Annotated in this window: 22 protein-coding genes, 2 tRNA genes and 1 other RNA gene; 12 read left to right on the top strand and 13 right to left on the bottom strand. The window is 73.6% G+C overall.

What is annotated here, in order from left to right:
* Window positions 1-57 precede the first annotated feature (57 nt).
* The 6 genes from QOZ86_RS11040 to ffs form a co-directional block, all read right to left on the bottom strand.
* Window positions 58-1062, bottom strand: coding sequence for an ABC transporter permease (locus tag QOZ86_RS11040; protein ID WP_284492016.1), 1005 nt, complete (start codon window positions 1060-1062; stop codon window positions 58-60).
* A 98-nt stretch (window positions 1063-1160) separates the two neighbouring features.
* On the bottom strand, window positions 1161-2864 hold the full coding sequence (locus QOZ86_RS11045) for an ABC transporter substrate-binding protein (RefSeq protein WP_284492017.1): 1704 nt from the start codon (window positions 2862-2864) through the stop codon (window positions 1161-1163).
* 292 nt (window positions 2865-3156) lie between these two features.
* Complete coding sequence (recR, locus tag QOZ86_RS11050) at window positions 3157-3756, bottom strand: recombination mediator RecR (protein WP_284492018.1); 600 nt, start codon at window positions 3754-3756, stop codon at window positions 3157-3159.
* Window positions 3757-3799: 43 nt separating this feature from the next.
* On the bottom strand, window positions 3800-4138 hold the full coding sequence (locus QOZ86_RS11055; protein WP_284492019.1) for a YbaB/EbfC family nucleoid-associated protein: 339 nt from the start codon (window positions 4136-4138) through the stop codon (window positions 3800-3802).
* Between the two features lie 54 nt (window positions 4139-4192).
* Window positions 4193-6532, bottom strand: coding sequence for a DNA polymerase III subunit gamma and tau (locus tag QOZ86_RS11060; RefSeq protein WP_284492020.1), 2340 nt, complete (start codon window positions 6530-6532; stop codon window positions 4193-4195).
* 152 nt (window positions 6533-6684) lie between these two features.
* Window positions 6685-6780: signal recognition particle sRNA small type (gene ffs / locus QOZ86_RS11065), an RNA gene on the bottom strand.
* Between the two features lie 177 nt (window positions 6781-6957).
* Here ffs and QOZ86_RS11070 point away from each other — a divergent pair.
* A complete protein-coding gene (locus QOZ86_RS11070) occupies window positions 6958-7923 on the top strand; it encodes a DMT family transporter (RefSeq protein ID WP_284492021.1) in 966 nt (321 codons plus the stop codon).
* A 72-nt stretch (window positions 7924-7995) separates the two neighbouring features.
* On the opposite strand, the gene QOZ86_RS11075 is transcribed toward QOZ86_RS11070, so the two are convergent.
* Window positions 7996-8080, bottom strand: a tRNA-Ser gene (locus QOZ86_RS11075).
* Between the two features lie 164 nt (window positions 8081-8244).
* Between QOZ86_RS11075 and QOZ86_RS11080 the strand changes: the two genes are divergently transcribed.
* Entirely contained in the window at window positions 8245-8592 is a 348-nt protein-coding gene (locus QOZ86_RS11080) for a hypothetical protein (protein ID WP_284492022.1), read from the top strand.
* A 20-nt stretch (window positions 8593-8612) separates the two neighbouring features.
* Window positions 8613-10412, top strand: coding sequence for a serine/threonine-protein kinase (locus QOZ86_RS11085; RefSeq protein WP_284492023.1), 1800 nt, complete (start codon window positions 8613-8615; stop codon window positions 10410-10412).
* Between the two features lie 67 nt (window positions 10413-10479).
* Here the strand turns inward: QOZ86_RS11085 and QOZ86_RS11090 are convergent.
* The 5 genes from QOZ86_RS11090 to QOZ86_RS11110 all read right to left on the bottom strand — a co-directional run bounded on the left by QOZ86_RS11090 (window position 10480) and on the right by QOZ86_RS11110 (window position 12937).
* Window positions 10480-10567, bottom strand: a tRNA-Ser gene (locus QOZ86_RS11090).
* Window positions 10568-10577: 10 nt separating this feature from the next.
* Window positions 10578-11042, bottom strand: a complete 465-nt coding sequence (locus QOZ86_RS11095) for a nucleoside deaminase (protein WP_284492024.1) — start codon at window positions 11040-11042, stop codon at window positions 10578-10580.
* An 85-nt stretch (window positions 11043-11127) separates the two neighbouring features.
* Entirely contained in the window at window positions 11128-11778 is a 651-nt protein-coding gene (locus QOZ86_RS11100) for an HAD-IA family hydrolase (RefSeq protein WP_284492025.1), read from the bottom strand.
* A complete protein-coding gene (locus tag QOZ86_RS11105) occupies window positions 11775-12278 on the bottom strand; it encodes a tRNA adenosine deaminase-associated protein (RefSeq protein ID WP_284492026.1) in 504 nt (167 codons plus the stop codon). The genes QOZ86_RS11100 and QOZ86_RS11105 overlap by 4 nt, the downstream gene beginning before the upstream one ends.
* Window positions 12275-12937, bottom strand: coding sequence for an O-methyltransferase (locus QOZ86_RS11110; RefSeq protein WP_284492027.1), 663 nt, complete (start codon window positions 12935-12937; stop codon window positions 12275-12277). The genes QOZ86_RS11105 and QOZ86_RS11110 overlap by 4 nt, the downstream gene beginning before the upstream one ends.
* Window positions 12938-12992: 55 nt before the next feature.
* On the opposite strand from QOZ86_RS11110, the gene QOZ86_RS11115 reads away from it, so the two are divergent.
* Both QOZ86_RS11115 and QOZ86_RS11120 read left to right on the top strand, forming a co-directional pair.
* Window positions 12993-13952: a prephenate dehydrogenase gene (locus tag QOZ86_RS11115; RefSeq protein WP_284492028.1), complete on the top strand. Its 960-nt coding sequence runs from the start codon at window positions 12993-12995 to the stop codon at window positions 13950-13952.
* Window positions 13953-14014: 62 nt separating this feature from the next.
* Window positions 14015-14248, top strand: a complete 234-nt coding sequence (locus tag QOZ86_RS11120; RefSeq protein ID WP_284492029.1) for a DUF2630 family protein — start codon at window positions 14015-14017, stop codon at window positions 14246-14248.
* An 85-nt stretch (window positions 14249-14333) separates the two neighbouring features.
* On the opposite strand, the gene QOZ86_RS11125 is transcribed toward QOZ86_RS11120, so the two are convergent.
* Complete coding sequence (locus QOZ86_RS11125) at window positions 14334-15554, bottom strand: PucR family transcriptional regulator (RefSeq protein ID WP_284492030.1); 1221 nt, start codon at window positions 15552-15554, stop codon at window positions 14334-14336.
* Window positions 15555-15868: 314 nt separating this feature from the next.
* Here QOZ86_RS11125 and QOZ86_RS11130 point away from each other — a divergent pair, with 314 nt between their 5' ends.
* The 7 genes from QOZ86_RS11130 to QOZ86_RS11160 all read left to right on the top strand — a co-directional run bounded on the left by QOZ86_RS11130 (window position 15869) and on the right by QOZ86_RS11160 (window position 23985).
* Window positions 15869-16738, top strand: coding sequence for an ABC transporter ATP-binding protein (locus QOZ86_RS11130; RefSeq protein ID WP_284492031.1), 870 nt, complete (start codon window positions 15869-15871; stop codon window positions 16736-16738).
* The gene (locus QOZ86_RS11135; protein WP_284492032.1) at window positions 16731-17495 is read left to right on the top strand and encodes an ABC transporter ATP-binding protein; all 765 of its coding nucleotides are present in this window, start codon (window positions 16731-16733) and stop codon (window positions 17493-17495) included. The genes QOZ86_RS11130 and QOZ86_RS11135 overlap by 8 nt, the downstream gene beginning before the upstream one ends.
* 34 nt (window positions 17496-17529) lie before the next feature.
* Window positions 17530-18414: a branched-chain amino acid ABC transporter permease gene (locus tag QOZ86_RS11140; protein WP_284492033.1), complete on the top strand. Its 885-nt coding sequence runs from the start codon at window positions 17530-17532 to the stop codon at window positions 18412-18414.
* Between the two features lie 2 nt (window positions 18415-18416).
* The gene (locus tag QOZ86_RS11145) at window positions 18417-19592 is read left to right on the top strand and encodes a branched-chain amino acid ABC transporter permease (RefSeq protein WP_284492034.1); all 1176 of its coding nucleotides are present in this window, start codon (window positions 18417-18419) and stop codon (window positions 19590-19592) included.
* Window positions 19593-19705: 113 nt separating this feature from the next.
* On the top strand, window positions 19706-21031 hold the full coding sequence (locus tag QOZ86_RS11150) for an ABC transporter substrate-binding protein (RefSeq protein WP_284492035.1): 1326 nt from the start codon (window positions 19706-19708) through the stop codon (window positions 21029-21031).
* Window positions 21032-21215: 184 nt separating this feature from the next.
* On the top strand, window positions 21216-22205 hold the full coding sequence (locus QOZ86_RS11155) for a UDP-glucuronic acid decarboxylase family protein (RefSeq protein WP_284492036.1): 990 nt from the start codon (window positions 21216-21218) through the stop codon (window positions 22203-22205).
* 148 nt (window positions 22206-22353) lie between these two features.
* Entirely contained in the window at window positions 22354-23985 is a 1632-nt protein-coding gene (locus QOZ86_RS11160) for a substrate-binding domain-containing protein (protein ID WP_284492037.1), read from the top strand.
* Window positions 23986-24017: the final 32 nt, after the last annotated feature.

Below are 24017 nucleotides of genomic sequence, written 5' to 3' on the forward strand. Positions count from 1 at the left end.
CCCGGCCCGGACCCGCGTCCCTCATCGGCTCCACCCACCGGCCCGATCCCGCAGGCGTCATCGGACGCGCACCCTCGGGTCCAGCAGGCCGTAGGAGATGTCGACCAGCAGGTTCACCAGCACGTAGACCACCGCGAGCATGAGGATGAAGCCCTGCAGGACGGCGAAGTCCCGGTAGGTGATCGCATCTCGCAGGGTGAGCCCCACCCCACCGAAGGCGAAGACGGTCTCGGTGAGCACTGCGCCGGACAGCAGCAGGCCGGTCTGCAGGCCGATCGTCGTCGACACCGGCAGGAGGGCGTTGCGGACGACGTGCCGGCGGCGCACCGTCGCCGTCGCCAGACCCTTCGCGTTCGCCGTCCGCACGTAGTCCTCGTTGACGACGTCGAGGACCGATGCGCGGGTGATCCGCACGATGATGGCCAGCGGGATCGTGCCCAGCGCGATGGCCGGCAGGATCAGGTGCAGGAACGCGTCCCAGGCCGCGTCCCACTCCCGGGTCATCAGCCCGTCCAGGACGTAGAAGTTGGTGATGCGGGTGGCGTCGATCCGCACGTCCTGCCGGCCGGAGCCCGGTAACCAGCCGAGCTCGACGGCGAACAGCAGGCGGAGCAGGTAGGCGAGGAAGAAGACCGGGATCGCCACCCCGAGCAGCGACCCGACCACCGAGGCGGAGTCGAGGAAGCTGCCGTGCCGGCGGGCGGCCAGGTAGCCCAGCGGGATGCCGACGCCGATCGCGAAGATCATCGCGAGGACGGTCAGCTCGATCGTGCCGGGGAACCGCTCGAGGAAGACCTCGGTGACCGGCCGCCCGTACTGCGTCGAGTTGCCGAAGTCGAGCGTGACCGCACGGCCCAGGAAGCGGAAGTACTGCACGTAGAGCGGCTCGTCGAGGCCGAACAGCTCGTTGTACTGCGCGATCGCCTCGGGCGTGGCTCGCTCGCCGAGAGCCGCCTGCGCGGGGCCGCCGGGCAGCGCGCGCAACCAGGCGAAGAGGAGGACGGAGAGCCCCAGCAGGATCGGGATCAGCTGGAACAGCCGCCGGACGATGAAGCGGAGCACCTGCTCGGTCCAGCCTTTCCGGACACCACTGTCCTACCGCGAACCGGCGACCGCGCCGGCGATCGTGCCACCGCCGGCGCGGTCGATTCGGAACGGACTCAGTCCGCCAGGGTGACCGTCGAGAAGTCCTCGGCCGTCAGCGGGCTGGGCTCCAGGCCCTGGACGTCCTCGGCCACGACCAGCGCCGGGGGCGAGTGCGAGATCGGCACCGCCGGCAGGAATTCCTTGATCAGCCGGTTGGCCGCCTGGTAGAGCTCGGTCCGGTCGGCCGGGTCCGGTGCGGCGTCGGCCTCGGCCAGCGCCGCGAAGATCTCCGGGGCGCTGAACGCGCCGAACTCCGCGGACGCCTGGTTGTTCTGGTCCTCGGCGAAGAACGTGCCGATGAAGTTGTAGGCGTCGTTGTAGTCACCGGTCCAGCCGAGCAGGTGGATGTCGGCCTGGCCCGACTGCACCGCCTGCAGGTAGTCCGGGTTCCACTGCAGTGCGACCGGCTCGATGGTCAGACCGACCTCGCGCAGGTCCTCGGCGATGACCTGGAACATCGCGACCGGGTCCGGCAGGTACGGCCGGCTGACGTCGGTCGGGTAGTAGAAGCGCAGCGTGGTGCCGGCCGCGCCGGCCTCCTCCAGCAGCTGGCGGGCCCGCTCGGGGTCGTACTCGTAGGTCTGCACGTCCTCGGCCCAGCCGTCGACGGTCGGCGGCATGAAGTTCGTCGCCACCTCGGCGCCCTCGGGGAGCAGCGAGGTCACGATCTCCTCGCGGTTGATCGCGTGGGCGATCGCCTGGCGGACCCGGATGTCCTGCAGCGCCGGGTTGGCGTTGGTGCCCTCCACGTTCCCGCCGTTGATCCCCAGGTACAGGATGTTGAACGGGTCCCGCACCAGGACCTGGAAACCCTCGCCCTCGAGGGTCTGGTAATCGGCCGGCGAGACGAAGTCGTAGCCGTCGATCGTGCCGGCCTGGAGCTCCTGCCGGCGGGTGTTCCCCTCTGGGATGGTGCGGAAGATGATCTCGTCGAGCTTGGCCGGCTCGCCCCAGTAGTCCTCGTTGCGGACGATGGTGACCTCGCCGTTGCCGCGGTCCCAGCTGTCGAACCTGAACGGGCCGGTGCCGGTCGGGTGCTCGAGGGCGTACTCCGTGTACGTCAGCGCGTCCTCGCTGCCTCCCAGATCGTCGGCTTCCCATTCCTGCAGAGCCGTCGGGCTCTGGATCGAGAACGCCGGCAGGGACAGGGCCGCGGGGATCTTGCTGGTCACCTGGTTGAGCGTGACGACGGCGGTGTTCTCGTCGACGGCCTCGCAGCCCACGTAGATGCCGGGGTTGTCGCTGCCGGCGAACCCGCCGAAGACCGCCTGGTAGTAGTACGAGGCACTCGGGCTCTGGGCCAGGCCCTCGAAGTTGTGCCAACGGTCGAAGTTGAAGCAGACCGCCTCGGCGTTGAACTCGGTGCCGTCGTGGAAGGTCACGCCCTCACGCAGGTTGAAGGTGTACTCGAGGCCGTCCTCGCTCACCTCCCAGTCCTCGGCCAGCGCCGGCACCAGCTCGGTGGTGCCCGGCTCGTTGGTCAGCAGGCCCTCGTGGATCTGGCGGGCGATCCGGAAGGTCTCGCCGTCGCTGGCGAACGCCGGGTCGAACATCGCCGGGTCGCCGGCGGCGCCGAACACCAGCGTGCCGCCGGACTCCTCGGCGGCGGGGTCACCGCCGCCCTCGGAGTCCCGGTCGCTGGAGGCGCAGGCCGACAGGGTGACTGCTGTGAGTGCGGCCGCAGTGGCTGCGAGCGCACGAGTGGCACGACGGGACATCGCGGAAGACCTGCCTTCTCGACCCTCGAGGGCCGGACGAGCTCCGGAGCGGACGGCCGGCGACGAACGAACGTCCACCGGCGCGTTCCGCGACACTAGGACTGCCGCGGTGCTGCTGGGGAAGGCGAAGTGATGATCGACATCATCTCGTGACCTTTCGCCACCCTCCGTGCCCGAGCGGAGCACCGGCGGCTGCTACGCCTCGATCCCCACCCGTCCCCGGCAAGCGGGAGGCGCCCCCATCCGCGGCTCGCTCCGCTCCTCGCTCGCTGCGATGCTCACGCCCCTGTCGTCAGGCCTCGATCCGGCGGCGGCCCTCGAACGCCCGGCCCAGGGTCACCTCGTCGGCGTACTCCAGGTCGCCACCCACGGGCAGCCCGCTGGCCAGGCGGGAGACGGTGAGCCCCATGGGGCCGACCAGCCGCGCCAGGTAGGCCGCCGTCGCCTCGCCCTCCAGGTTCGGGTCGGTGGCGATGATCAGCTCGGTGACGGCGCCGTTCATCAGCCGGGTCATCAGCTCCTTGACCCGCAGGTCGTCCGGGCCGACGCCGTCGATGGGACTGATGGCGCCCCCGAGCACGTGGTAGCGACCGCGGAACTCACGGGTGCGCTCGATGGCCACGACGTCCTTGGGCTCCTCGACGACGCAGAGCACGTCCTCGGCGCGGCGCGGGTCGCGGCAGATGCGGCACTGCTCGGCCTCGGCGACGTTGTAGCAGGTCACGCAGAACCGGACCGACTCCTGCACCCGGGTGAGGGCAGCGACCAGCCGGGTGACGTCGGCGGACTCGGCCGACAACAGGTGGAAGGCGATGCGCTGGGCACTCTTCGGCCCGACGCCGGGCAGGCGACCGAGCTCGTCGATCAGGTCCTGGACGGCACCCTCGTACACGGTGCTCCTCGGGTTGCGATGTGGATCGAGCGGGCGCGCCCGATCAGAGGCCGGGCAGCCCCAGGCCGCCGCCGAGGCCGCCGGCCAGCGGGCCCATCCGGCTGGCGGTCAGCTCGTCCGCGGCGCGCTTGGCGTCCCGGACGGCGGCGACCACGAGGTCCTGCAGCGTCTCCAGGTCGTCGGGGTCGACCGCGGCCGGCGCGATGGTGAGCGCGGTGAGGTCGCCGTCGCCGGTCATCGTGGCCGTGACCAGGTTGCCGCCGGCGCTCCCGGTGACCTCGGTGGCCGCCAGCTCCTGCTGGGCGGCGGCGAGCTGCTGCTGCATCTGCTGCGCCTGCTTCATGAGCTGCGACAGGTCGGGCTGCTGGCCTCCGGGGAACATGCCACGAGAGTAGGCCGCCGGTACGACGAGGCGACGGCGCGCCGCCCCGGCGTCTCAGCCGTCGACCGGCCGGGCGCCGAGCTGGGCGCGCAGCAGCTGCAGCGCCGCCTGCTCCTGGTCGACGGCGGGCTCCGGCTCCCGGTCGCCGCCCGGGGAGCCCTCCGCCGCGCGCTCGGCCATGAGCTCCCGCGCCTCGGCCGCCTCCGCAACGCGCGCCGCCTCACGGGCCACCTCCGGTGCCACCTTCGGCGCGCCGACCGCGGAACCGGCCCCCTCCACCACGACCTCCACCCGCCAGCGGACCCCGAGCAGCTCGTTGAGCGCCTCGCGCACAACGTCCTTGTTCAGGTCGTCGCCGAGCCGCCGGGCCAGGGCCGGGGAGGAGGTCGAGAGCGTGAGGACGCCGTTCGCCAGCTGGTGCACCTGGGCGTTCTGCAGCAGCGCCTCGGTGGTGCGCTTGTGCTTCTTCACCACGGCGCGCAGCTCCGGCCACACCCGGCGGACGTCGGTGGTGGTCAGCTCGCCGTCGGAAGCCGCCTCCGGTGGGTTGGCCGAGACCACCGGCGTGGGCTCGCCACCACGGGGGGCGGGCGCGGACTCCGCGGCCGCGCGCGGCGGGGAGGCCGGCGGGCGCGGCTGCTCGAGCCGCGACTCGGCGGCGCGGACGGCGCCCGGCTGCGCGGGGTGCGGCCACTCCTCGTCGTCGGTGGGCTCCGGTGGCAACGGGATGTCGGGCTCTCCCACGACGTCCCCGGGGTGTCGGCCGGCGGCGGCGGCCGGTGCCGGTGCGGGCTGCGAGGGCGCCGCCGGACGCGGGCGGCTGCCCGGCTGGGCGGTCTCCGGCCAGTCGTCGACCGCCGCGGGTGCGGGCGCCGGGACGGGCTGCTGCGGCTTCTCCCCGGGGCCAGCAGCCTCGGGCCGGTCACCGGCCGCGGCGGGAGCCGGGCTCGCCGGTGCGGCCGGGGGTGCCGCGGCCGCCGGGCTCGCCGGGCTCGCCGGGGTCGCCGGCGCGGCCGGTTGCGCCTGCGACCTCCGGACGAACTCTCGGCGCGGGCCGGTGGGATCGGACGCGGGCGCCACCTCGCGGATCGGCGCCTCGCGGGTCGGCGCCTCGCGGACCGGGGTCTCGCGGGTCGGGGTCTCGCGGGTCGGGGTCTCGCGGGTCGGTGCCTCCCGGACCGGGGCCGCCGCGTGCGCCACCTCGGCGCCGGGGCGGCCGGCGTGCTCCCCGGCGATCGACATGCGCCGCTCGAGCCGCTCCAGCCGCTGGAGGGTGGCTGCGGCCGAGCCGTCGGTGGCCGGCAGCAGCATGCGAGCGCAGACCAGCTCCAGGAGCAGCCGCGGCGCGGTGGTGCCGCGCATCTCGCCCAGGCCTTCGTGCACGGTGTCGGCCATGCGCGACAGCGTCGCGGACCCCAGCGCACGGGCCTGCGAGTTCATCAGGTCCAGCCGGTCCGGCGGGCAGTCCAGCAACCCGTTGCCACCGGCCTCGGGGACGGCATCGAGGACGATGAGGTCGCGCAGCCGGTCGAGCAGATCGGTGGCGAAGCGCCGGGGATCGTGGCCGGCCTCGACCACGCGGTCGACGGCGCGGAAGACCCCGGGCGCGTCCTGGGCGGCCAGCGCGTCGATCGTCTCGTCGAGCAGCGCGTCGTCGGTGACGCCGAGCAGCCCGACCGCGCTGCGGTACGTGACGCCCTCGGGGCCGGCGCCGGCCAGCAACTGGTCGAGGATGGACAGCGAGTCGCGCACCGAGCCACCTCCGGCCCGCACGACCAGCGGGAACACCGTCGGCTCCACCTGCACGCCCTCGGCCGCGCAGGTCTTCTCCAGCAGGGTGCGCAGCGTCGTCGGCGGCACCAGGCGGAACGGGTAGTGGTGGGTACGCGAGCGGATGGTCGGGAGGACCTTCTCCGGCTCCGTCGTCGCGAAGACGAAGACGAGGAAGTCCGGCGGCTCCTCGACCACCTTGAGCAGGGCGTTGAAGCCCTGCGTGGTGACCATGTGCGCCTCGTCGACGATGTAGACCTTGTAGCGGCTGTTCACCGGCGCGAAGAACGCCCGCTCGCGCAGGTCACGGGCGTCGTCGACGCCACCGTGGCTCGCCGCGTCGATCTCCATGACGTCCAGCGAGCCGGGGCCGTCGGGGGCCAGCGCGACGCAGGACCCGCACACCCCGCACGGCGTGGACGTCGGGCCCTGCTCGCAGTTCAGCGAGCGCGCCAGGATGCGGGCCGACGACGTCTTGCCGCAGCCCCGGGGGCCGCTGAACAGGTACGCGTGGTTGATCCGCCCGGAGTCGACCGCGTTCATCAGCGGCGTGGTGACGTGCTCCTGCCCGACCACCTCGGCGAAGGTCGCCGGGCGGTACTTGCGATAGAGCGCCAGAGCCACGTGGGCAGGTTACGTGGCAGCAGCGACAGGTCCGGCGGAGCCGGGTGGACCGGTCGCGGGGCCCGGAGGGTTCCCGACCGGGACACGGGCAGCGGCTCGACGCACCAGGGGGAACGGCACCTGGCCGCGGTGTCGGCCGGAGGCCGACAGAAGACAGGGACCCCCCGCGCACCCGCCAGAGCCCGCTTATCCTTGCTGCCTTCCGGCCCTGGGGAGGTTCACAGGGTGACGCCACACGAGGGGTCGCGCACCACTGTAGAGGAATCGGCCCGGCCGGTGCCGCACGCCCCGCTACGCTGCTTCCCGTGACGCCCCGGCTCCGCCTCGTGCTCCCGCCGCCCCGGTCCTGATCCGGAGCCATCCGCGCACCCGCGCGTCGCGCTCCGGAGACGAGTCCCCCCACCGGAACCGGCACCTGGAGCGTCATGTCCACCCCGGACCTCACCGCCGACGGCGAGCGCCCGCTCGCCGTCCCCGCCGCCGCCCGCCGCGGTTTCCCCCTCGTCGTGCTCGCCGCCCTCTGCTGGGGCACCTCCGGTCTCAGCGGCGCGGTGGTCGCCCGGCGCAGCGATCTGGGCCCGCTCGACATCGCCTGGCACCGGATGGCCATCGGCGCGGTGGTCCTCCTCGCCCTCTGGGCGGCAACCCGGCGCCGGTCCCGACCCGTACCGGCGGTGACCCGCGGCACCGTCGTGCGCCTGCTCCTGGTGGGCGCCGGGCTGGCCGCTTACCAGCTGGCCTACTTCGCCGCGGTCGCCGCGAGCGGGGTCAGCATCGCCACCCTCGTGGCACTGGGCCTGGCGCCGCTGCTGATCGCCGTCGGCGCCGCGCTGCTGGGTCACGGCCGACCCGACCGGACCACCGCCGTCGCGCTGGTCGTGGCCCTCGTCGGGTTGGTGCTGCTCGTCGGGGTCTCGGCCGGCGCCGACACCGGGACGGCCGTGGTGCTCGGTGCGCTCCTGGCGGTCGGGTCGGCCCTCGGCTACACCGTCGTCACCCTGGCCGGCGCCGGCGTGCCCGCCGGGGTGCCGGTGACCCTTGTGGGCTTCGCCCTCGGGGCGCTGCTGCTCACCCCCGTGGCGCTGGCCGCCGGCCTCCGGTTCACCGCCGACCCGGTCGCCCTGGCCGTGCTGCTGTACCTGGGGATCGTCCCCAGCGCGGTCGCCTATGCGATGTTCTTCACCGGGCTGCGCACGGTGCCGGGCGCGGTGGCGTCCATCGTCACCCTGCTCGAACCGCTGACGGCGACCGCACTGGCCGCCCTCCTCCTCGGCGAGCGCCTGGCGCCGGCGGCACTGGCCGGCGGGCTGCTCGTCCTGGCCGCCGTCGCGGGGCTGTACCTGCGCCGCCTGCAGCGGCCGGCGCCGGTCCCGCCGGCTGCTGGTGCCTGACCCGGCGGGCCGGCGACCCCGGACGTGGACGCGACAGGCCCCGGCTCGCGCACCGGGGCCTGTCGCGTACTGCGGAGGATGGGAGATTCGAACTCCCGAGGGGTTGCCCCCAACCCGCTTTCCAAGCGAGCGCCATAGGCCACTAGGCGAATCCTCCAGGTACGGAGGGAATGCTACCGGTCGCCTCCCGGCGGTCAGCCGCGACACCGCCGCGCGGGCCTTCCGGGCAACGGTGCGGCATCCTGCACCGCAGAGCGGTTGACCGTGTGGTCGGCGGGGAAGGGCCCCGAGTCGCGGGGCACGGACGAGGAGGCGCGGGACATGAGCCAGCACAGCGAGGTGCGGCCGGACGTCGTGGAGGCGATCGTCGGCGTGCTCAAGGGCGGTGACGCCAGTGAACTGCCGGCCGGCGCGACGGCCGAGGAGAAGACCGCGGCGAAGGACCGCTACCTCTCGGAGTTCGTCGCCGAGCGCAGCAAGCGCGACCGCCAGGCGCAGGCGTGGGAGCTGCTGCTCACCCGCAGCTACGACGAGCCGCCCACCTGGCAGCGGATCTTCGACGACCTCGACCCCGAGGTGCACACGGAGCTCGGTGAGCTCTACGACGCCCTGCCGGTGGGTGCTCAGGAGGAGTACGCACGCCGGTACGGCGTGCCCTCCACCGTCTGACCCGTTGCCACCTATCGCCGATGACCCGTCCCGTCACCGCGCCCGGCCGGTTGATCGCGGGGCGATACCGGCTGGAGTCGCAGATCGGCGGCGGCGGGATGGGCACCGTCTGGCTCGCCCGCGACGAGCGGCTCGGCCGGCAGGTCGCGGTGAAGCAGGTGCTCTCCCCGCTCGGTGCCGACCAGCAGCAGATCGACGAGCAGCGCCAGCGCGCCCTGCGCGAGGGGCGCATCGCGGCGCGGCTGAGCCACCCGCACGCGATCTCGGTCTACGACGTCGCGCTCGAGGGCGGGGCTCCCTGGCTGGTCATGGAGTACCTGCCCTCGCGCAGCCTCGCGGAGGTCCTCGCCGAGGACGGCGTGCTGCGCGTGGACCTGGTGGCGCAGGTCGGTGCCCAGGTCGCCGACGCGCTGGCTGCCACGCACGCGGCAGGCATCGTGCACCGCGACGTGAAGCCGGCCAACATCCTGATCGGCCGGGGCGGCCGGGTCACCGGGCTGGTGAAGATCACCGACTTCGGCATCTCGCACGCCCGCGGCGACGTCACGCTCACCCAGACCGGCCAGATCACCGGCACCCCCGCGTTCCTCGCGCCCGAGGTGGCGCAGGGCCACGAGATGACCGAGGCCAGCGACGTCTTCTCCCTCGGGGCCACGCTGTACACCTGCCTGGAGGGCATGCCGCCGTTCGGCATGGACGACAACGCGCTCGGGATGCTGCACCGGGTCGCCGGTGGGCAGGTCACGCCCCCGCGCCGCGCCGGCGTGCTCACCGATCCGCTGCTGCGGATGCTGGCCGCCGACCCCACCGCCCGGCCGGTGATGACAGAGGTGCGCGACGAGCTGGCCCGGTCGGCGGCCGGGCGGGACGGCGACACGACGACGGTCCTGCTCGCCCGGACCGACCTGCGGCCGTCGCCGGGGCCGGCCGGGACCGCGGTCCTCGCGTCCACCCCCGGATCCGGACCGGGGCACACGCCCGTCCCTCCGGACGCACCCACCCCCGTCTCTCCAGCCGCACCCACGCCCGTCTCCCCGGCCGCCCGCACCCCCGACCCGCGGACGACCCCCGCCTTGGCGGCACCACCCGCGCAGGCCGCCCCCGGGCGGGTCCCGCCTCCGCACTCCTCGGCGGCACCACCGCCGGCACCTCCGGCAGCCCGACCCGCGCCGGCGGCCTCCGGCCGGCGGCGCGGCGCGTGGGCGGCCGTCGCCGTCGTCGCGGTGTTCCTGGCCGGCGCGCTCGCGCTGCTGCTGAGCACGCTCGGCGACGCGGATCCCGGTGGATCGGCCGCCGCCCCGACCACGTCGACGTCGTCCGAAGCGCCGCCGACGAGCGAGCAGCCGGCCCCTCTCCCGGTACAGCCCGAGCAGCCCGAAGTGCCGGAGGAGCCGGCCGCGCCGCCGCCCGCAGCGGAACCCGAGGACGGCGAGGGGGACGGGGAGGGTGACGGCGAGGGGGACGGGGAGGGCGACGGCGAGGGGGACGGCGAGGGGGACGGCGCCTCGCTGGACGAGCGGAACATCCGCGCCTTCACGCGGGACTACCACGAGCTCGTGCTCGACGACCCGGCCCGGGCCTGGGAACTCACCGGCCCGACGCTGCGCGCCAACATCAGCCGGGAGAACTACATCCGGTACTGGAACCAGTTCTCGGACGTGCGGATCAGCGACATCGAGGCCCAGGACGGGCAGAACACGGCCACGGCCACCATGGAGCTGCGCTTCACCGACGGCCGCCGCGAGACCGGGCCGCACGTGTTCACGTTCCTGGTCCGGGACAGCCGGCTGATCCTGGACAGCGACTTCCCGGTCGACTGACCTCGTCGGAACGACGACGGCGGCGCCCGCCGGGTTCTCGACCCGGGCGGACGCCGCCGTCGTCATCTGGCGGTGGCGGTGGGATTTGAACCCACGGAGGCTTGCACCTCACACGCTTTCGAGGCGTGCTCCTTCGGCCGCTCGGACACGCCACCGCCGAAAAGACTACAGGCCGCGCTGACGCCTGAAGAAAGCACGTAGCAGCGCACCGCACTCCTCCGCGCGGAGCCCGCCGGTCACCTGGGGGCGGTGGTTGAGCCGGCGGTCGCGGACCACGTCCCACAGCGATCCCGCCGCCCCGGCCTTCGGGTCCTCGGCGCCGTAGACGACGTGGTCCAGCCGGGACAGCACACTGGCACCGGCGCACATCGTGCAGGGCTCCAGCGTGACCACCAGCGTGCAGCCGGACAGCCGCCAGCCGTCCCCGTGCACCTCCGCGGCGGCCCGCAGCGCCAGGACCTCCGCGTGCGCCGTCGGGTCGCCCCGCTTCTCCCGCTCGTTGGCCGCCTCGGCCAGCACCGCCCCGTCCGGCCCCAGGACGACGGCGCCGATCGGGGTGTCGCCCCACTCCTCGGCGGCGGCCGCCAGTTCCAGGGCGCGACCCATCGCCGCATCGAGGTCGGGGGTCACCGGGTAGCACTCCGGAAGCTCTGCCTCTGAGTGCCACTGCACTCACAGGCAGAGCTTCCCAGAGACCACCTCTGGTGCCCGGCACTCACGACGCCGCGCCGTCCAGCGGGAAGCCGACGAGCTCGGACAGCTCGGCGAGGGCGACGGACGGGTCCACCACCTTGATCGTCGAGAACCCGAGCGCACGCGCGGGCTTGAGGTTGATGCCGAGGTCGTCCAGGTAGGCGCAGTCGGTCGCCTCGATCCGCCGGCCCGCCGCGTCGGAGAGCCGGTCCAGCGCCCGCCGGTAGATCTCCGGCTCGGGCTTGCGCGCGCCCTCGACCGACGACTCCACGATCGCGTCGAACAGGCCCAGCAGCTCCCCGAGCCGCCCGAAGCGCTCCATCGGCGCGACGTTGTTCGACAGGATCGCCAGCGGGAGCCCGGCCTCGCGCAGCCGCCGCACCGCGGCGACCATCGCCGGCCGCACGTCCCCCTGCAGGGCGGCAAGCACCCGTGCGGCATCGAGCCGGTGGCCCCGCGCCGCGGCCTCGGCTTCGAAGGCGGCGGAGAAGCCGGCGACGTCGAGCTCGTTGCGCTCGTACCGGGCCCAGGCGTTCGTGTCGGGATCGGTCGAGTTGAGCCGGCGGATCAGGCCGTCGGGCAGCCCGGCCTCGCGCTCGTACGCGGCGAAGGCGGTCATCGGGCTCTCGGTGATGACCCCGCCCAGGTCGAACACCACCGCGGTGACGGTCACGATGTCACCGCGGCGGCCAGCTCGTCGGCGAAGCCCAGCCGGGTGGCGATCCGGGCGACCATCTCGTCGGCCCACAGGTCGTCAGCGGTCACGATCGGGCGTAGCTCCTCTGCGGGCAACCCGTCGTCGGCGAACAGGTCCAGGTCGCCGCCGGGCCAGCCGGTCTCGTCGTCGTCGAAGGCGCCGTCGGTGTCGACGCCGATCCCGTAGCGCTCCACCACCTCGGCGGCGAGCACCCACTCCAGCATCGTGGCGTCGGAGATCAGCGCCCGCACCATGCCACCGGGGCCGTGCCGCAGCGCGACGAAGTACAGCCGGGAGTCGACGACGAGCACGACCGGTGGTGGCCAGTCCCCGGCGGCCGGGTCGCCCAGCGCCCGCTCGAGCACCGGCAGCTCGTCACCGGCGTCGGCGGCCAGCAGCTCCACCCGCCACCGTCCCTCGCCGCGGCTGACCCGCACCGCGTAGCTGGCCGGCCCCTCGGCCGCGCTGCCGGTCATCGCTTGCGCAGCACGGTCAGGCCGTCGGCGAGAGGCAGCAGCGCCGTCTCCCACCGCGGATCGCAGGCCAGTGCGGCGTTCAGCTCGGCCAGCGCCCGGTCGGACCCGTCGCGCGGCTCGAGCACCTGGCCGCCTCGGAGGGTGTTGTCCAGCAGCACCACACCGTTGGCCGTCAGGCGCGGGTGCAGCTCCTCGACGTAGGCGGCGTACCCGGGCTTGTCGGCGTCGACGAAAGCCAGGTCGAACGTCTCCTCGACGGGGATGCCCCGCAGCGTGGTCAGCGCGTCGCCGAGCCGCAGCTCGATCCGCCCGGCCACCCCCGCCCGTTCCCAGTACCGCCGGGCGACCGCCGTCCACTCCTCGCTGCGGTCCAGGCAGACCAGCGAGCCGTCCTCGGGCAGCCCCCGGGCGATGCACAGCGCGGAGAAGCCGGTGAACGTGCCGATCTCGATCGCCCGCCGCACGCCCAGCGCCGTGGTGAGCAGCCGCATCAGCACCCCCTGCTCGGGGGCGATCTGCATCGTCGCCGAGGCCTCTCCGCGGGCAGCCATCTCGGCGGTCTCCCGGATCAGGTCGGCCATCACGTCGTCGACCGGATCGGAGGACGCGCGGACGTAGTCGGCGAGCTCCGGGCTGAGGAGGAACGACCGGGGTGTCATGGCGCGACGGGGTGGAGCAGCGCGTCGGTCGGCGGAGGCGTCATAGCCTCTGATCATGGCCGATGCCGCACGCCCCGTGGGCGCCCCCGCCTGTGGAGGCCCGTCGTTCCCGGTACCGACCATGCCCGCGCCCCCGGTCGCGGTGGTCGGCCTCGGCCAGCTCGGCGGCTCGCTGGCCGCCGCCCTCGCGGCCGCCGGGCGTCCGGTGTCCGGCTGGGACGTCGACCCGGCCGCCCGGGACGCCGCCGCCGCACGAGGGGTGCGGATCACCCGGGAGCTCGCGGGGGTCGTCGTCCTCGCCGTGCCGCTGCCGGCCATGGCGGCGGCCCTGGACGGGCTGGCGGTCGACCCCGACGCCACGGTCACCGACCTGGGATCGGTGAAGGTGCCGGTGCTCGCGTCGGTCGGCGCCACGCTGGGACGCCGGTTCGTCGGCGGGCACCCCATGTGCGGCACCGAGCGGTCGGGGCACGGGGCCACCGACCCGGCGCTGTTCAGCGGCGCCCGCTGGGCGTTGTGCCTGGAGACCGACACCGAGCTGCCCCGGTGGCTGCGCGTCGCGGAGGTGGCGCTGGCCGTCGGCGCCGAGGTCGTACCGGTCACCGCCGCGGAGCACGACGACGCCGTCGCGGCGATCAGCCACGTCCCGCACCTGGTCGCCGCCGCGCTCGCCGCCGGGGCGGCCGAGGCCGGGCCGCTGGCGCTCGCGCTGGCCGCCGGCAGCTTCCGTGGTGGCACCCGGGTGGCCGGGAGCGACCCGGGCTTCGTGACCGCGATGGTCGAGGGCAACGCGGGTCCCACCGCGGCGGCCCTGGACCGGGTGCGCGACCAGCTCGCCCGCCCCTGGCCGGAGCTGGTGGCCGCCGGGCACGCCGTCGTGACCGCTGCATCCGGCCGCCGCACCGTCCGGGTGCCCCTCGAGCGTGCCGCGCTCCTGGCCCTGGGCCGCGCCGGCGGGGCCGTGCACCGTCGGCTGGCGGCCTTCGTCGAGGGCTGGGTGCCCGGGTCGGGCTGACCGCCCGGGCGCCCGGCGCGGGTTCCGGTTTCACGTCGGCGTCCCCGGGCAGGTTCGGGGGCATGGACGAGGACGACATCCTGAAGCGCATCCACACCCTGGTGGACGAGGAGCACGCGCTGCGCGACAGCAGCGAGCACACCGACGAGACCAGGGCCCGCATGAGCAAGGTCGAGGCCGACCTGGACCAGTGCTGGGACCTGCTGCGGCAGCGCCGCGCCAAGCGGCAGTACGACGAGAACCCCGACGACGCGCAGGCCCGGCCCGAGCAGCAGGTGAAGAGCTACCTCCAGTAAGAGGACCCCCTCCTTCCCACCCCTCGCATGCTCGGGGCGGTGCCCGGGAGGAGGCCGGAGGAGCACACCGGAAGGCAGCCCGTCCTCACGCCGAGCGCCTGGCCGGCTGCCCGCGCTCGGTGCCCAGCAGGGCCAGCTGCCAGAGCAGCCGGGACCGGGCGTCGGTCAGCTTCCGGCCGGTCACCGACTCGATGCGCCGCAGTCGGTGCATCACCGTGTTCCGGTGGCAGTACAGGGCGTCGGCGGCGCGGGTCGGTGACCCGTCGGAGGCGAGGAAGGCCGCCAGCGTGTCCAGCAGCACCTCGCGCTCGTCCTCGGGCAGCTCGAGCAGTCCACCGAGGGACTGCCCGACCAGCCGCGAGCTGATCTCCGGCGAGTTGCTGAGCAGCGCCTCGGGCAGTCGGTCGTCGATGCTCACCACCCGGCTGGCCCCGGCAGGCAGCGTGCGCACCGCCGTCTCGGCCAGCCGGTAGGCGGCACCGGCCGCGGCAGCGCCGTCGACGACGCCGGACACCCCGACCGGTCCGCGCGCCGCGGTGCGCAGCAGCACCAGCAGGTCGGCCGGCCGGCTCGCGCCCAGCACCACCACGCCGACCTGCGCCTCGCTGCGGGCGCCCCACACCGACCGCAGCCCACGCTTGAGCAGGGTCTCCGCGGGCGTCTGCAGCCCCGCCTCCCCGTCCGGACCCGGGAACGCGACGACCGCCATCAGCCGCCCCTCGAGCGGCATGGCCAGCAGCTCGGTGGCGCTGCGCACGAACGCCGGGTCGCTGCCCCGACCGTCCAGCAGACCGTCCAGCACCTGCTGCCGCTCCTGCTCGTCCACGCCGTCGAGCCGCCGCTGCTCCTGCCGGTAGCCCTCGGCGACCGCGCCGCACTCCGCGTCGTTGGTGCGCCACACCGGGCCGGCCACCTCGAGCAGGAGCGTGTCGTGGTGCCCGCTGCCGTCCCGGGAAACCGCCACCAGCGTCTCCCAGGTGACCTGGCCGCCCAGCCGGTAGGCGCGCAGCACCGCTTCCAGCGGCATGCCCTGTGCGGCCCGGCGTCGCCCCACCGCCCGCGCCGACGCCAGGTGCGGCGCTCCCCCGCCGCTGGCCGCGGCCATCAGCGACCGGAGCCCGTTCTCCAGGTTGGAGCGTGTCGACAGCCGCAGGTCCTGCTCGGACTGCTCGATGAGCTCCCGGTAGACCGGCTCCGTGCGAGCGAGCACGTCCACCATGCGATCGGTCATGGCATCGAGCTGGTCGAGCAGCCTCGGCGCCAGCTCCGCGAGCCTCGTCGCCACCTCCGGTCGGAAGGCCGGCACTCGATCACCCCCCTCGAAGACACCGCTGACAGCACAACACGGCGAGCCCATGACTGTGCGTTCAGCCCATTGTGAGTGCGCCCACAGCACGAGAGGGTCGGCGCCACCGAAGCGTGACCCGATCGACGCCCGCAGCGGGCCGGGAACCGGCGCCCACGGCCGCCGACGGACAGCACAACCCGACCTCGGGATCGCTGTGCGGTGCGCCCATTGTGACCGCGAACACCGCCGGGCAGGCTCATCGGGACGTACTCGGAACCCAGATGGCCGCCGTCCAGCAGCGCGGACGGCGGCCTCGCCGACGAAGAGGAGCAGTGGGCCCCTTGGCGCAGCCGCCCGGCAGCCAGCGAACACCCGACTCGATGCCCACGTCCCGGCTGGAGATGACCGGGATCAACGTCGCCTTCGGTGGCGTCCTCGCCCTGACCGACGTCTCGCTGACCGTCGAGCCCGGCCAGGTGCACGGCCTGATCGGCCCGAACGGCGCCGGCAAGACGACGCTGTTCAACGTCGCCTGCGGCCTGGTCCGCCCGACGTCGGGGCGGATCTCGTGGCGCGGCCAGGAGATGCGCCGGCTGCGCCCCAGCCAGCTCACCAAGCTCGGCATCGCCCGCACCCTCCAGGGGGTGGGCCTGTTCCCCGGCATGACCGTGCTGGAGAACGTCATGGTGGGCGCGCACCGCCACGCCCGTGCCGGGTTCCTGTCGGCACTGCTGGCGCTGCCCACCTCCGACAAGGACGATCGGCAGCTGCGCGAGCGGGCGATGCGCGCCCTCACCGAGCTGGGTGCCGAGCAGTACGCGGGCCGCTACCCCGGCTCGCTGCCCTACCCCGTGCAGAAGCGGGTCGCCCTGGCCCGGGCCCTGGTCGCCGAGCCCGACCTACTGCTGCTCGACGAGCCGGCCAGTGGCCTGGCCGAGGACGAGATGCACGAGCTGGGCGAGCTCATCCGCTCGGTCGTCGGCCGCATGAGCGTCCTCCTGGTCGAGCACCACATGGACCTGGTCATGCGGGTCTGCGACCAGATCACCGTGCTGGACTCGGGCAAGCAGATCGCCGCCGGCACCCCGGCGGAGGTCCAGGCCGACCCCGCCGTCACCGAGGCCTACCTCGGCGACGCCGTCGACCCCGGCGCCGACGCCGCGGAGCTCACCCACGCCGACGGAGGACGCACCCATGGCTGAGGCCCACGGCAGCACGGCGGTGTCCGCCACCGGCGGCACCGCCACCAGCACCCGCCTGCTGGAGGTGGAGGGTCTCACCTCCGCCTACGGGCCGGTCCGCGCGCTGGACGGCGTCTCGCTGTCCGCCGAGACGGGGAAGATCACCGCCGTCCTCGGCGCGAACGGTGCCGGGAAGACGACGCTGCTGCGCACGATCAGCGGCCTGGTCCGCCCCGTCTCCGGCCGGGTCGTGCTCGACGGCGAGGACATCACCAAGGCCCCCGTCGAATCCATGGTGAGCAAGGGCATGGCGCACGTGCCCGAGGGCCGCGGCGTCATCGCCGAGCTCACCGTGGACGAGAACCTGCGGGTCGGCTCGCTGTTCCGCGGCAAGGTCGGCAAGGACGAGTTCGACCGGGTGTACGACCTCTTCCCGCGGATCGCCGAGCGCAAGAACAACGCGGCGCACACGCTCTCCGGCGGTGAGCGGCAGATGCTCGTCATCGGCCGCGCCCTGCTGGCGAAGCCGCGGATCCTGCTCCTCGACGAGCCGTCGCTGGGCCTGGCCCCGCGGATCGTCGCGCAGATCTTCGGCCTGCTCCGGCAGCTGGTCGACACCGAAGGCCTGTCGGTCCTCCTGGTCGAGCAGAACGCGCGCAGCGCCCTGTCGGTCGCCGATGTCGGTGTCGTCCTCAACATCGGCCGGGTGGTGGTCACCGACTCCGCCCGCACGCTGATGGCCGACGAGGACCTCCGGCACGCCTACCTCGGTTTCTGACCCTCCCCGCACAGCCAGGAAGGCTTCCTCCTCCGTGGACTACTTCGTCAACGTGACCCTCACCGGGTTGACCCAGGGCATGATCTACTCGGCCTTCGCCCTGGCCCTGGTGCTCATCTGGCGATCGACCCGCATCGTCAACTTCGCGCAGGGCTCGATGGCCGCCGCCACCACCTTCATCGCCCTGGCCCTGATCCAGGCCGGCCAGTCCTACTGGGTCGCCCTGGTCGTCGCCCTCGCCTCCGGCTTCGTGCTCGGCGCGATCGTGGAGCGGGTCATCATCCGCCCGGTCGAAGGTGGGCCCGAGCTCAACGCGGTCATCGTCACCCTCGGCCTCTTCGTCGCCATCCAGGCCGGCATCGCGATCGTCTTCGGCTCGTCGTTCCAGTCGTTCCCCACGCCGTTCGGCGTCCGGGGCTTCGAGGTCGGTGGCACGACGATCCCGCTGACCCCGACCAGCCTCTACGTCATCGGCTCGGTGCTGCTGGTGATGGCGCTGCTGGTGGCCCTGTTCCGGTTCACCCGGATCGGCCTCGCCATGCGCGCCTCGGCGTTCAGCCAGGAGGTCGCCCGGCTCCTCGGCGTCAAGGTCGGCGGCATGCTGACCCTCGGCTGGGGGCTGGCCGCCGTCGTCGGCTCGCTGTCGGGCCTGCTGATCGCCGGCGGCACGTTCGTCTGGCCGGCGTACATGGACGCGCTGATCGTCTTCGGCTTCGTCGCCGCGATCATCGGCGGGCTCGACTCGCCGGTCGGCGCGATCGTCGGCGGGCTGATCCTCGGCCTCGCGCTGAGCTACGTCAGCGGCTACGCCCCGCGCGGCAGTGCTCTGGTCAACATCTCCGCCCTGGTCATCCTCATCGTCGTGCTGCTGGTGCGTCCCGGCGGCCTGTTCAGCAGCACCACGGCTCGGAGGGCATGACGATGAGCGACCTGCACAGCCCCGCATCCACGGGCACGGCCGGCAAGGCCACCGACGAGGCGCCCGTCCTGGCCACCGCCGGGGCCGACGCGCCCTCGGCACCGGCCGAGACGCGCCGTTCCTTCCTGCCGCAGTCGACCCTGCTGCGCCACCTGCTCGTGCTGGCGGCCTCGGCCGTGCTCGCGGTCGCGCTGCTGGAGCTGAGCAGCCCGTACCAGAACTCGCAGCTGGCCACGCTCACCTACTACGCGATCGCCGCCGGCGGGCTGACCGTCCTCACCGGCATGAACGGCCAGATCTCGCTCGGGCACGGCGCCCTCATGGCCGCCGGCGCCTACACCACGGCCCTCTTCCTCGACGCCGAGGAGCCGCTCCCCCTCCCGCTGATCCTGGTGGTCGCGGTGGTGGTCGCCACGGCCATCGGCGCCCTCGTGGGGGTGGCCGCGGCGCGGCTGCACGGGCCCTACCTCGCCGGCGCCACGCTGGCCCTCGCCGTCGGGCTGCCGGGTCTGGCGATCTACTTCCACGACATCTTCGGCGGCGAGCAGGGCCTGCGCGTGCGGGCTCCGCGCGCCCCGGAGGCCTTCGGCAGCTTCATCGAGGCGGTGTCGGGCAACTCGGCGTCCAACACCAAGTGGCTGGCCTACGTCGGGACGATCTGCCTGCTGATCACCTACTTCTTCCTGGCCAACCTGGTCCGCAGCCGGATCGGCCGCACCTGGCGTGCGGTGCGCGACCAGGAGGTCGCCGCCGAGCTGGCCGGGATCAACCTCGGCGCCTGGCGGGTGCTGGCCTTCGTCGTCAGCGCGGCCGCGGCCGGTCTCGCCGGGGGCGTGCTCGCCATCGTGGTCCGGCTCGCCGCGCCCAGCGGCTTCACCCTGGTGCTCTCGCTGGCCCTGCTCACCGCCATCGTCATCGGCGGCCTGGGCAGCCTGCTCGGCGCCCTGCTCGGGTCGGCGCTGCTGGTCTTCCTCCCGCCGTTCGTGACCGACCTCGGCGGCGACCTCGGTCTCGACCAGACCGAGGCCGCCCAGCTCGCCCCGTTCGTCTACGGCGTCGTGCTCATCGTGGCGATGATCTTCGCCCCGGCCGGCTTCGTCGGCACCATCCGCCTGCGGTGGATGACCGCCAAGGCCAAGCGGGCCTCGGCCCGAGCCGCCGGCGCGAACGGGGGGTGAACTCCGCCCCCTCGTACCACCGACTCCGACCGCTCCACCCCACCCCGACTCCCGGGCACCCACGCCCGGGCCGCACCAGAGGAGAACTGTTGTCCAGATCCTCCCGTCGTCTGATGACCGCGTTCGCCGCGGCCACCGTCGCCTCCACCCTCGCCGCCTGCGGCGGCGGTGACGAGGGCGGCGGCGGCACCGCGGCCGAGGGCGGCGAGAACGAGGCCTCCGACATCGGTGTCACCGAGGACACGATCACGCTCGGGGCCCACTACCCGCTGACCGGTGTGGCCGCTCCCGGCTACAGCGAGATCCCGACCGGCGTGCAGGCCTACTTCGACTGCCTGAACCAGGAGGGCGGGGTCTACGGGCGCGACGTCGAGTTCGTCTACAAGGACGACGCCTACAACCCGACCCAGACCAGCCAGGTCACCAACGAGCTCGTCCTCGAGGACGAGATCTTCGCGATGATGGGCGGCCTGGGCACCCCCACGCACAGCGCCGTCGTCGACTTCCTCAACGCCGAAGGCGTCCCGGACCTCTTCGTCGCCTCCGGTTCGCTCACGTGGGGCGACGACCCGGAGACCTACCCGTACACGTTCGGCTGGCAGACCGACTACATGAGCGAGGGCAAGATCATCGGCGAGTACATCGCCGAGAACTTCCCCGAAGCGAAGGTCGGTCTCTTCCTCCAGGACGACGACTTCGGCGAGGACGGCGAGGCCGGCATCCGCCAGTACATCGACGACCAGATCGTCGCGGCCGAGCGGTACACGCCGGGCAACACCAGCGTCGGCCCGCAGATCGCGGCGCTGCAGGCGGCGGGCGCCGACTTCGTCGTCGGCTTCAACGTGCCCAGCTACACGGCCCTGTCGCAGCTGACGGCCCTGCAGCTCGGCTACCAGCCGCAGTGGTTCTACTCCAACGTGGGTTCGGACCCGACGCTGGTCGGCGGTCTGCTGAACCGCTTCAGCGAGGGCAAGGTCGCCGACGCCGCCCTGCTGGACGGCGCGCTGACCACCGGCTACCTGCCCACGGTGGACCAGACCGACAACCCGTGGATCCAGGAGTTCCAGCGGATCTGGGACGAGTGCGGTGGCGAGGGCGAGCTGACCAACTACCGCGTCTACGGCATGGCGCAGGCCTACACCACGACCCAGGCGCTGCAGGCAGCGGGCCAGAACCCCACCCGTGACGGTCTGGTCGAGGCCATCGAGGCCGTCGGCAGCGAGTGGGAGGGGCCGGTGTTCGCGCCGTTCCGCTACTCCGAGGACAGCCACATGGGCACGAGCGGCATGTCCATCGAGCGCATCGTCGGCAACGGCTCGGAGGTGGTCCAGGACGTCCGGGTGACCGACATCGGCGACGCCCCGATCGAGGAGTTCGACAAGGAGCCGGCCACCCCGCCGGCGAACGCGATCCCGGACGAGGAGCCCTACGAGGGCTGAGTGAGCACCCCTCGCGGGGGTCAGCTGACACGGCGGGCCGCCGGTCTCCTCCGGGAGGCCGGCGGCCCGTCCGCTTTCGGCTGGACCGGCGCCTCGGACACTTCGGGACCGAAGTGTGTGCGCAGTTGAACTCCGGGTAGGGGCCCGTGCAGCGCGCTCCCGCGCGCGGTCGAGGAGGGCAGCGATGGTCAGCGGGCCGGTACGCGAGACACGGACGATCCGCCGGGCGGTCGTCACGGGAGGCGCGGGCTTCCTGGGCTCGCACCTCTGCGAGCAGCTGCTCGAGCGCGGCGTCGAGGTGGTGTGCCTCGACAACTTCCTCACCGGCTCCCCGGAGAACGTCCTCCAGCTCATGGAGCACCCGGGGTTCCGCCTGGTCCGCTGCGACGTCACCGACTACGTGCACGTCCCCGGCCCGGTCGACCTCGTGCTGCACTTCGCCTCGCCGGCCAGCCCGATCGACTACCTGAAGATGCCGATCGAGACGCTGAAGGTCGGCAGCCTCGGCACCTTGCACACCCTCGGCCTGGCCCACGACAAGGGCGCCCGGTACGTGCTGGCGTCGACGTCGGAGGTCTACGGCGACCCGCTGCAGCACCCGCAGACCGAGGAGTACTGGGGCAACGTCAACCCGGTCGGCCCGCGCGGCGTCTACGACGAGGCCAAGCGGTTCAGCGAGGCCATGACCACCGCCTACCGGACGTCGAAGGGCACCGACACCGGCATCGTGCGGATCTTCAACACCTACGGGCCGCGGATGCGGGCCGACGACGGCCGCGCCATCCCGGCGTTCGTGAACCAGGCGCTCGAGGGCCGCCCGTTGACGGTGGCCGGGGACGGGTCGCAGACGCGCTCCATCTGCTACGTCGACGACACCGTCGCCGGCATCCTCGCGATGGCGTTCTCCGCCCACACGGGACCGGTCAACATCGGCAACCCCGACGAGCTGTCGATGCTGCGGCTGGCCGAGTGGATCGTCGAGCTCACCGGCTCGGACTCCCCCGTCGACTACATCGATCTCCCGGTCGACGACCCCAAGGTGCGCCGCCCGGACACCACGCGCGCCGAGCAGCTGCTGGGCTGGCGGCCGCGGATGCCGTCGGAGGAGGGGCTGCGCCGCACCGTCGACTGGTTCGCCGCCCAGCGACAGGCCGCGCGGGCGCAGGCCGTCTGAAAGAGGACCCCCCTTCCCCCCACGCCTCGCAAGCTCGGCACGGGCCCCTGGAGGGCGGCCGTCGACAAGCTCTCGGGCGGCACACCTACTCTGTGTCCGCGGGCCCGAGGGGAGCCGCACCCACCCGAGTCGACCTCAGAGAGCGAGCATGGGCCGCCACGCCGATCCCACCGCACGGCGCCGTCCGGTGCCGCCGGTCCTCATCGCCGCAGCGCTGGCGGTGGTGCTGGTCGGCGGTGGCCTCGTCTGGTGGCTGGCCGGCACCGGCGGGTGTGACGAGCGCACGACCGTCGCGGTGACCGTCGCCCCCGAACTGGGCGAGCTGACCGAGCGGGTCCTGCCCGCGGAGATCGTCGTCGACGAGCGCCTCTGCGTCGACCCGACCGTGGCCACCCAGCAGCCGCTGCAGACCGTCGGCGACCTGTCGGCCCTCGAGGCCGACGCGCTGCCCGACGTGTGGATCCCGGACTCGTCGCTGTGGGCCGCCCGCGCGGCCGAGGCGCCGCTGGAGGTGGTGGGCTCGCTGGCCACGTCGCCGGTGGTGCTGGCCACCAGCCGTACCGCCGTCGACGCCCTCGGCTGGACCGGCCAGCCACCCGGTTGGGGCGCTGCCCTGGCCGGTGCCCACCCGGTCGCCGTTCCCGACCTCGCCACCAGCGCCGAGGGGCTGGCCGCGCTCACCGCCGTCCGCACCGCGCTCGGCGGCGGCGAGGAAGCCGGCAACGCCGTCGTGCAGGCCGTGCTTGCCGCTCAGCGCGGGCCCGCGCTGTCCGCAGCGGAGGGCCTGGCCGCGGGCCGGGAGGGCCGCGCAGATGCGCCGCTGGTCCCGGTCAGCGAGCAGGAGGTCTACGAGATCAACACCGCCGCCGAGGAGTCCGAGCTCGTCGCCGTCTACCCGGGCGAGGCCGGCCCGGTGCTGGACTACCCGGTCGTGCGGGTGGGGTCACCGGACGGGAACCGGGCTCTCGCCGTCGAAGCGGTCGTCCGGGCGCTGACCTCCGACACGGCCCGGACCGCGGCCGTGGCGGCCGGATTCCGCGACGGGACCGGCGCCGTCCCGCCGAACGCCGCCGAGGCCGGGATCCGGCCCGAGGCACCCACCGCTCTCGAGCTGGAACCCGCCGCCGTCCAGGCGCTCGTCGCACAGCTCCGCAGCCTCGCCGCCCCCTCTCGGATTCTCACGGTCTTCGACGTCTCGAAGTCCATGGAGGCGCCGGTCGGCGAGGGGACGCGCGCCACCCTGGCGCGGGACACCGCGAAGGCGACCCTGTCGCTGGTGCCCGGTGAGTTCGCGCTCGGCCTCTGGGCGTTCGCCTACCAGCTCGAGGGCGGGCAGGACTGGACGCAGCTGCTGCCCACCCGGAAGCTGGACACCGTCGTCGGCGACCGGACCCAGCGCGACCTCTACAGCGACCAGCTCGACACCATCCCGGAGCTGCTGACTCCCGGTGGCACGGGCCTGTACGACACGACGTTGGCCGCGGTGCGGGCCGCCCGGGAGGACTACGACCCGACGGCGGTCAACAGCGTCCTGGTCCTCACCGACGGCACCAACGAGGACGACCAGAACGGCATCACCCTGGAGAACCTGCTCATCACGCTGGCCGCCGAGGCCGATCCCGAGCGGCCGATCAAGGTCATCGGGGTGGCCCTCGGCCCGGACGCCGACATCAGCGCCCTGGAGCAGATCGCCGAGGCCACCGGCGGCGCGGCGTACTCCGCCGTCGACGAGAGCGACCTGCAGACCGTCCTCTTCGACGCCCTCCGCCAGCGCGCATAGTCGCCGTCCTCCCTCGACGCAGAGCGTCCTCC

This window comes from Blastococcus capsensis (assembly GCF_030165005.1).
GTDB classification, from domain to species: domain Bacteria; phylum Actinomycetota; class Actinomycetes; order Mycobacteriales; family Geodermatophilaceae; genus Blastococcus; species Blastococcus capsensis.

Bases quoted from the DNA above. Each gene is read 5' to 3' on its own strand.
- QOZ86_RS11070 (WP_284492021.1), top strand. From the start codon at position 6,958: ATGTCCACCCCGGACCTCACCGCCGACGGCGAGCGCCCGCTCGCCGTC.
- QOZ86_RS11120 (WP_284492029.1), top strand. From the start codon at position 14,015: ATGGACGAGGACGACATCCTGAAGCGCATCCACACCCTGGTGGACGAG.
- QOZ86_RS11115 (WP_284492028.1), top strand. From the start codon at position 12,993: ATGGCCGATGCCGCACGCCCCGTGGGCGCCCCCGCCTGTGGAGGCCCG.
- QOZ86_RS11110 (WP_284492027.1), bottom strand. From the start codon at position 12,937: ATGACACCCCGGTCGTTCCTCCTCAGCCCGGAGCTCGCCGACTACGTC.
- QOZ86_RS11145 (WP_284492034.1), top strand. From the start codon at position 18,417: ATGAGCGACCTGCACAGCCCCGCATCCACGGGCACGGCCGGCAAGGCC.
- QOZ86_RS11160 (WP_284492037.1), top strand. From the start codon at position 22,354: ATGGGCCGCCACGCCGATCCCACCGCACGGCGCCGTCCGGTGCCGCCG.
- QOZ86_RS11085 (WP_284492023.1), top strand. From the start codon at position 8,613: ATGACCCGTCCCGTCACCGCGCCCGGCCGGTTGATCGCGGGGCGATAC.
- QOZ86_RS11055 (WP_284492019.1), bottom strand. From the start codon at position 4,138: ATGTTCCCCGGAGGCCAGCAGCCCGACCTGTCGCAGCTCATGAAGCAG.
- QOZ86_RS11080 (WP_284492022.1), top strand. From the start codon at position 8,245: ATGAGCCAGCACAGCGAGGTGCGGCCGGACGTCGTGGAGGCGATCGTC.
- QOZ86_RS11105 (WP_284492026.1), bottom strand. From the start codon at position 12,278: ATGACCGGCAGCGCGGCCGAGGGGCCGGCCAGCTACGCGGTGCGGGTC.
- QOZ86_RS11045 (WP_284492017.1), bottom strand. From the start codon at position 2,864: ATGTCCCGTCGTGCCACTCGTGCGCTCGCAGCCACTGCGGCCGCACTC.
- QOZ86_RS11155 (WP_284492036.1), top strand. From the start codon at position 21,216: ATGGTCAGCGGGCCGGTACGCGAGACACGGACGATCCGCCGGGCGGTC.
- QOZ86_RS11150 (WP_284492035.1), top strand. From the start codon at position 19,706: ATGACCGCGTTCGCCGCGGCCACCGTCGCCTCCACCCTCGCCGCCTGC.
- QOZ86_RS11135 (WP_284492032.1), top strand. From the start codon at position 16,731: ATGGCTGAGGCCCACGGCAGCACGGCGGTGTCCGCCACCGGCGGCACC.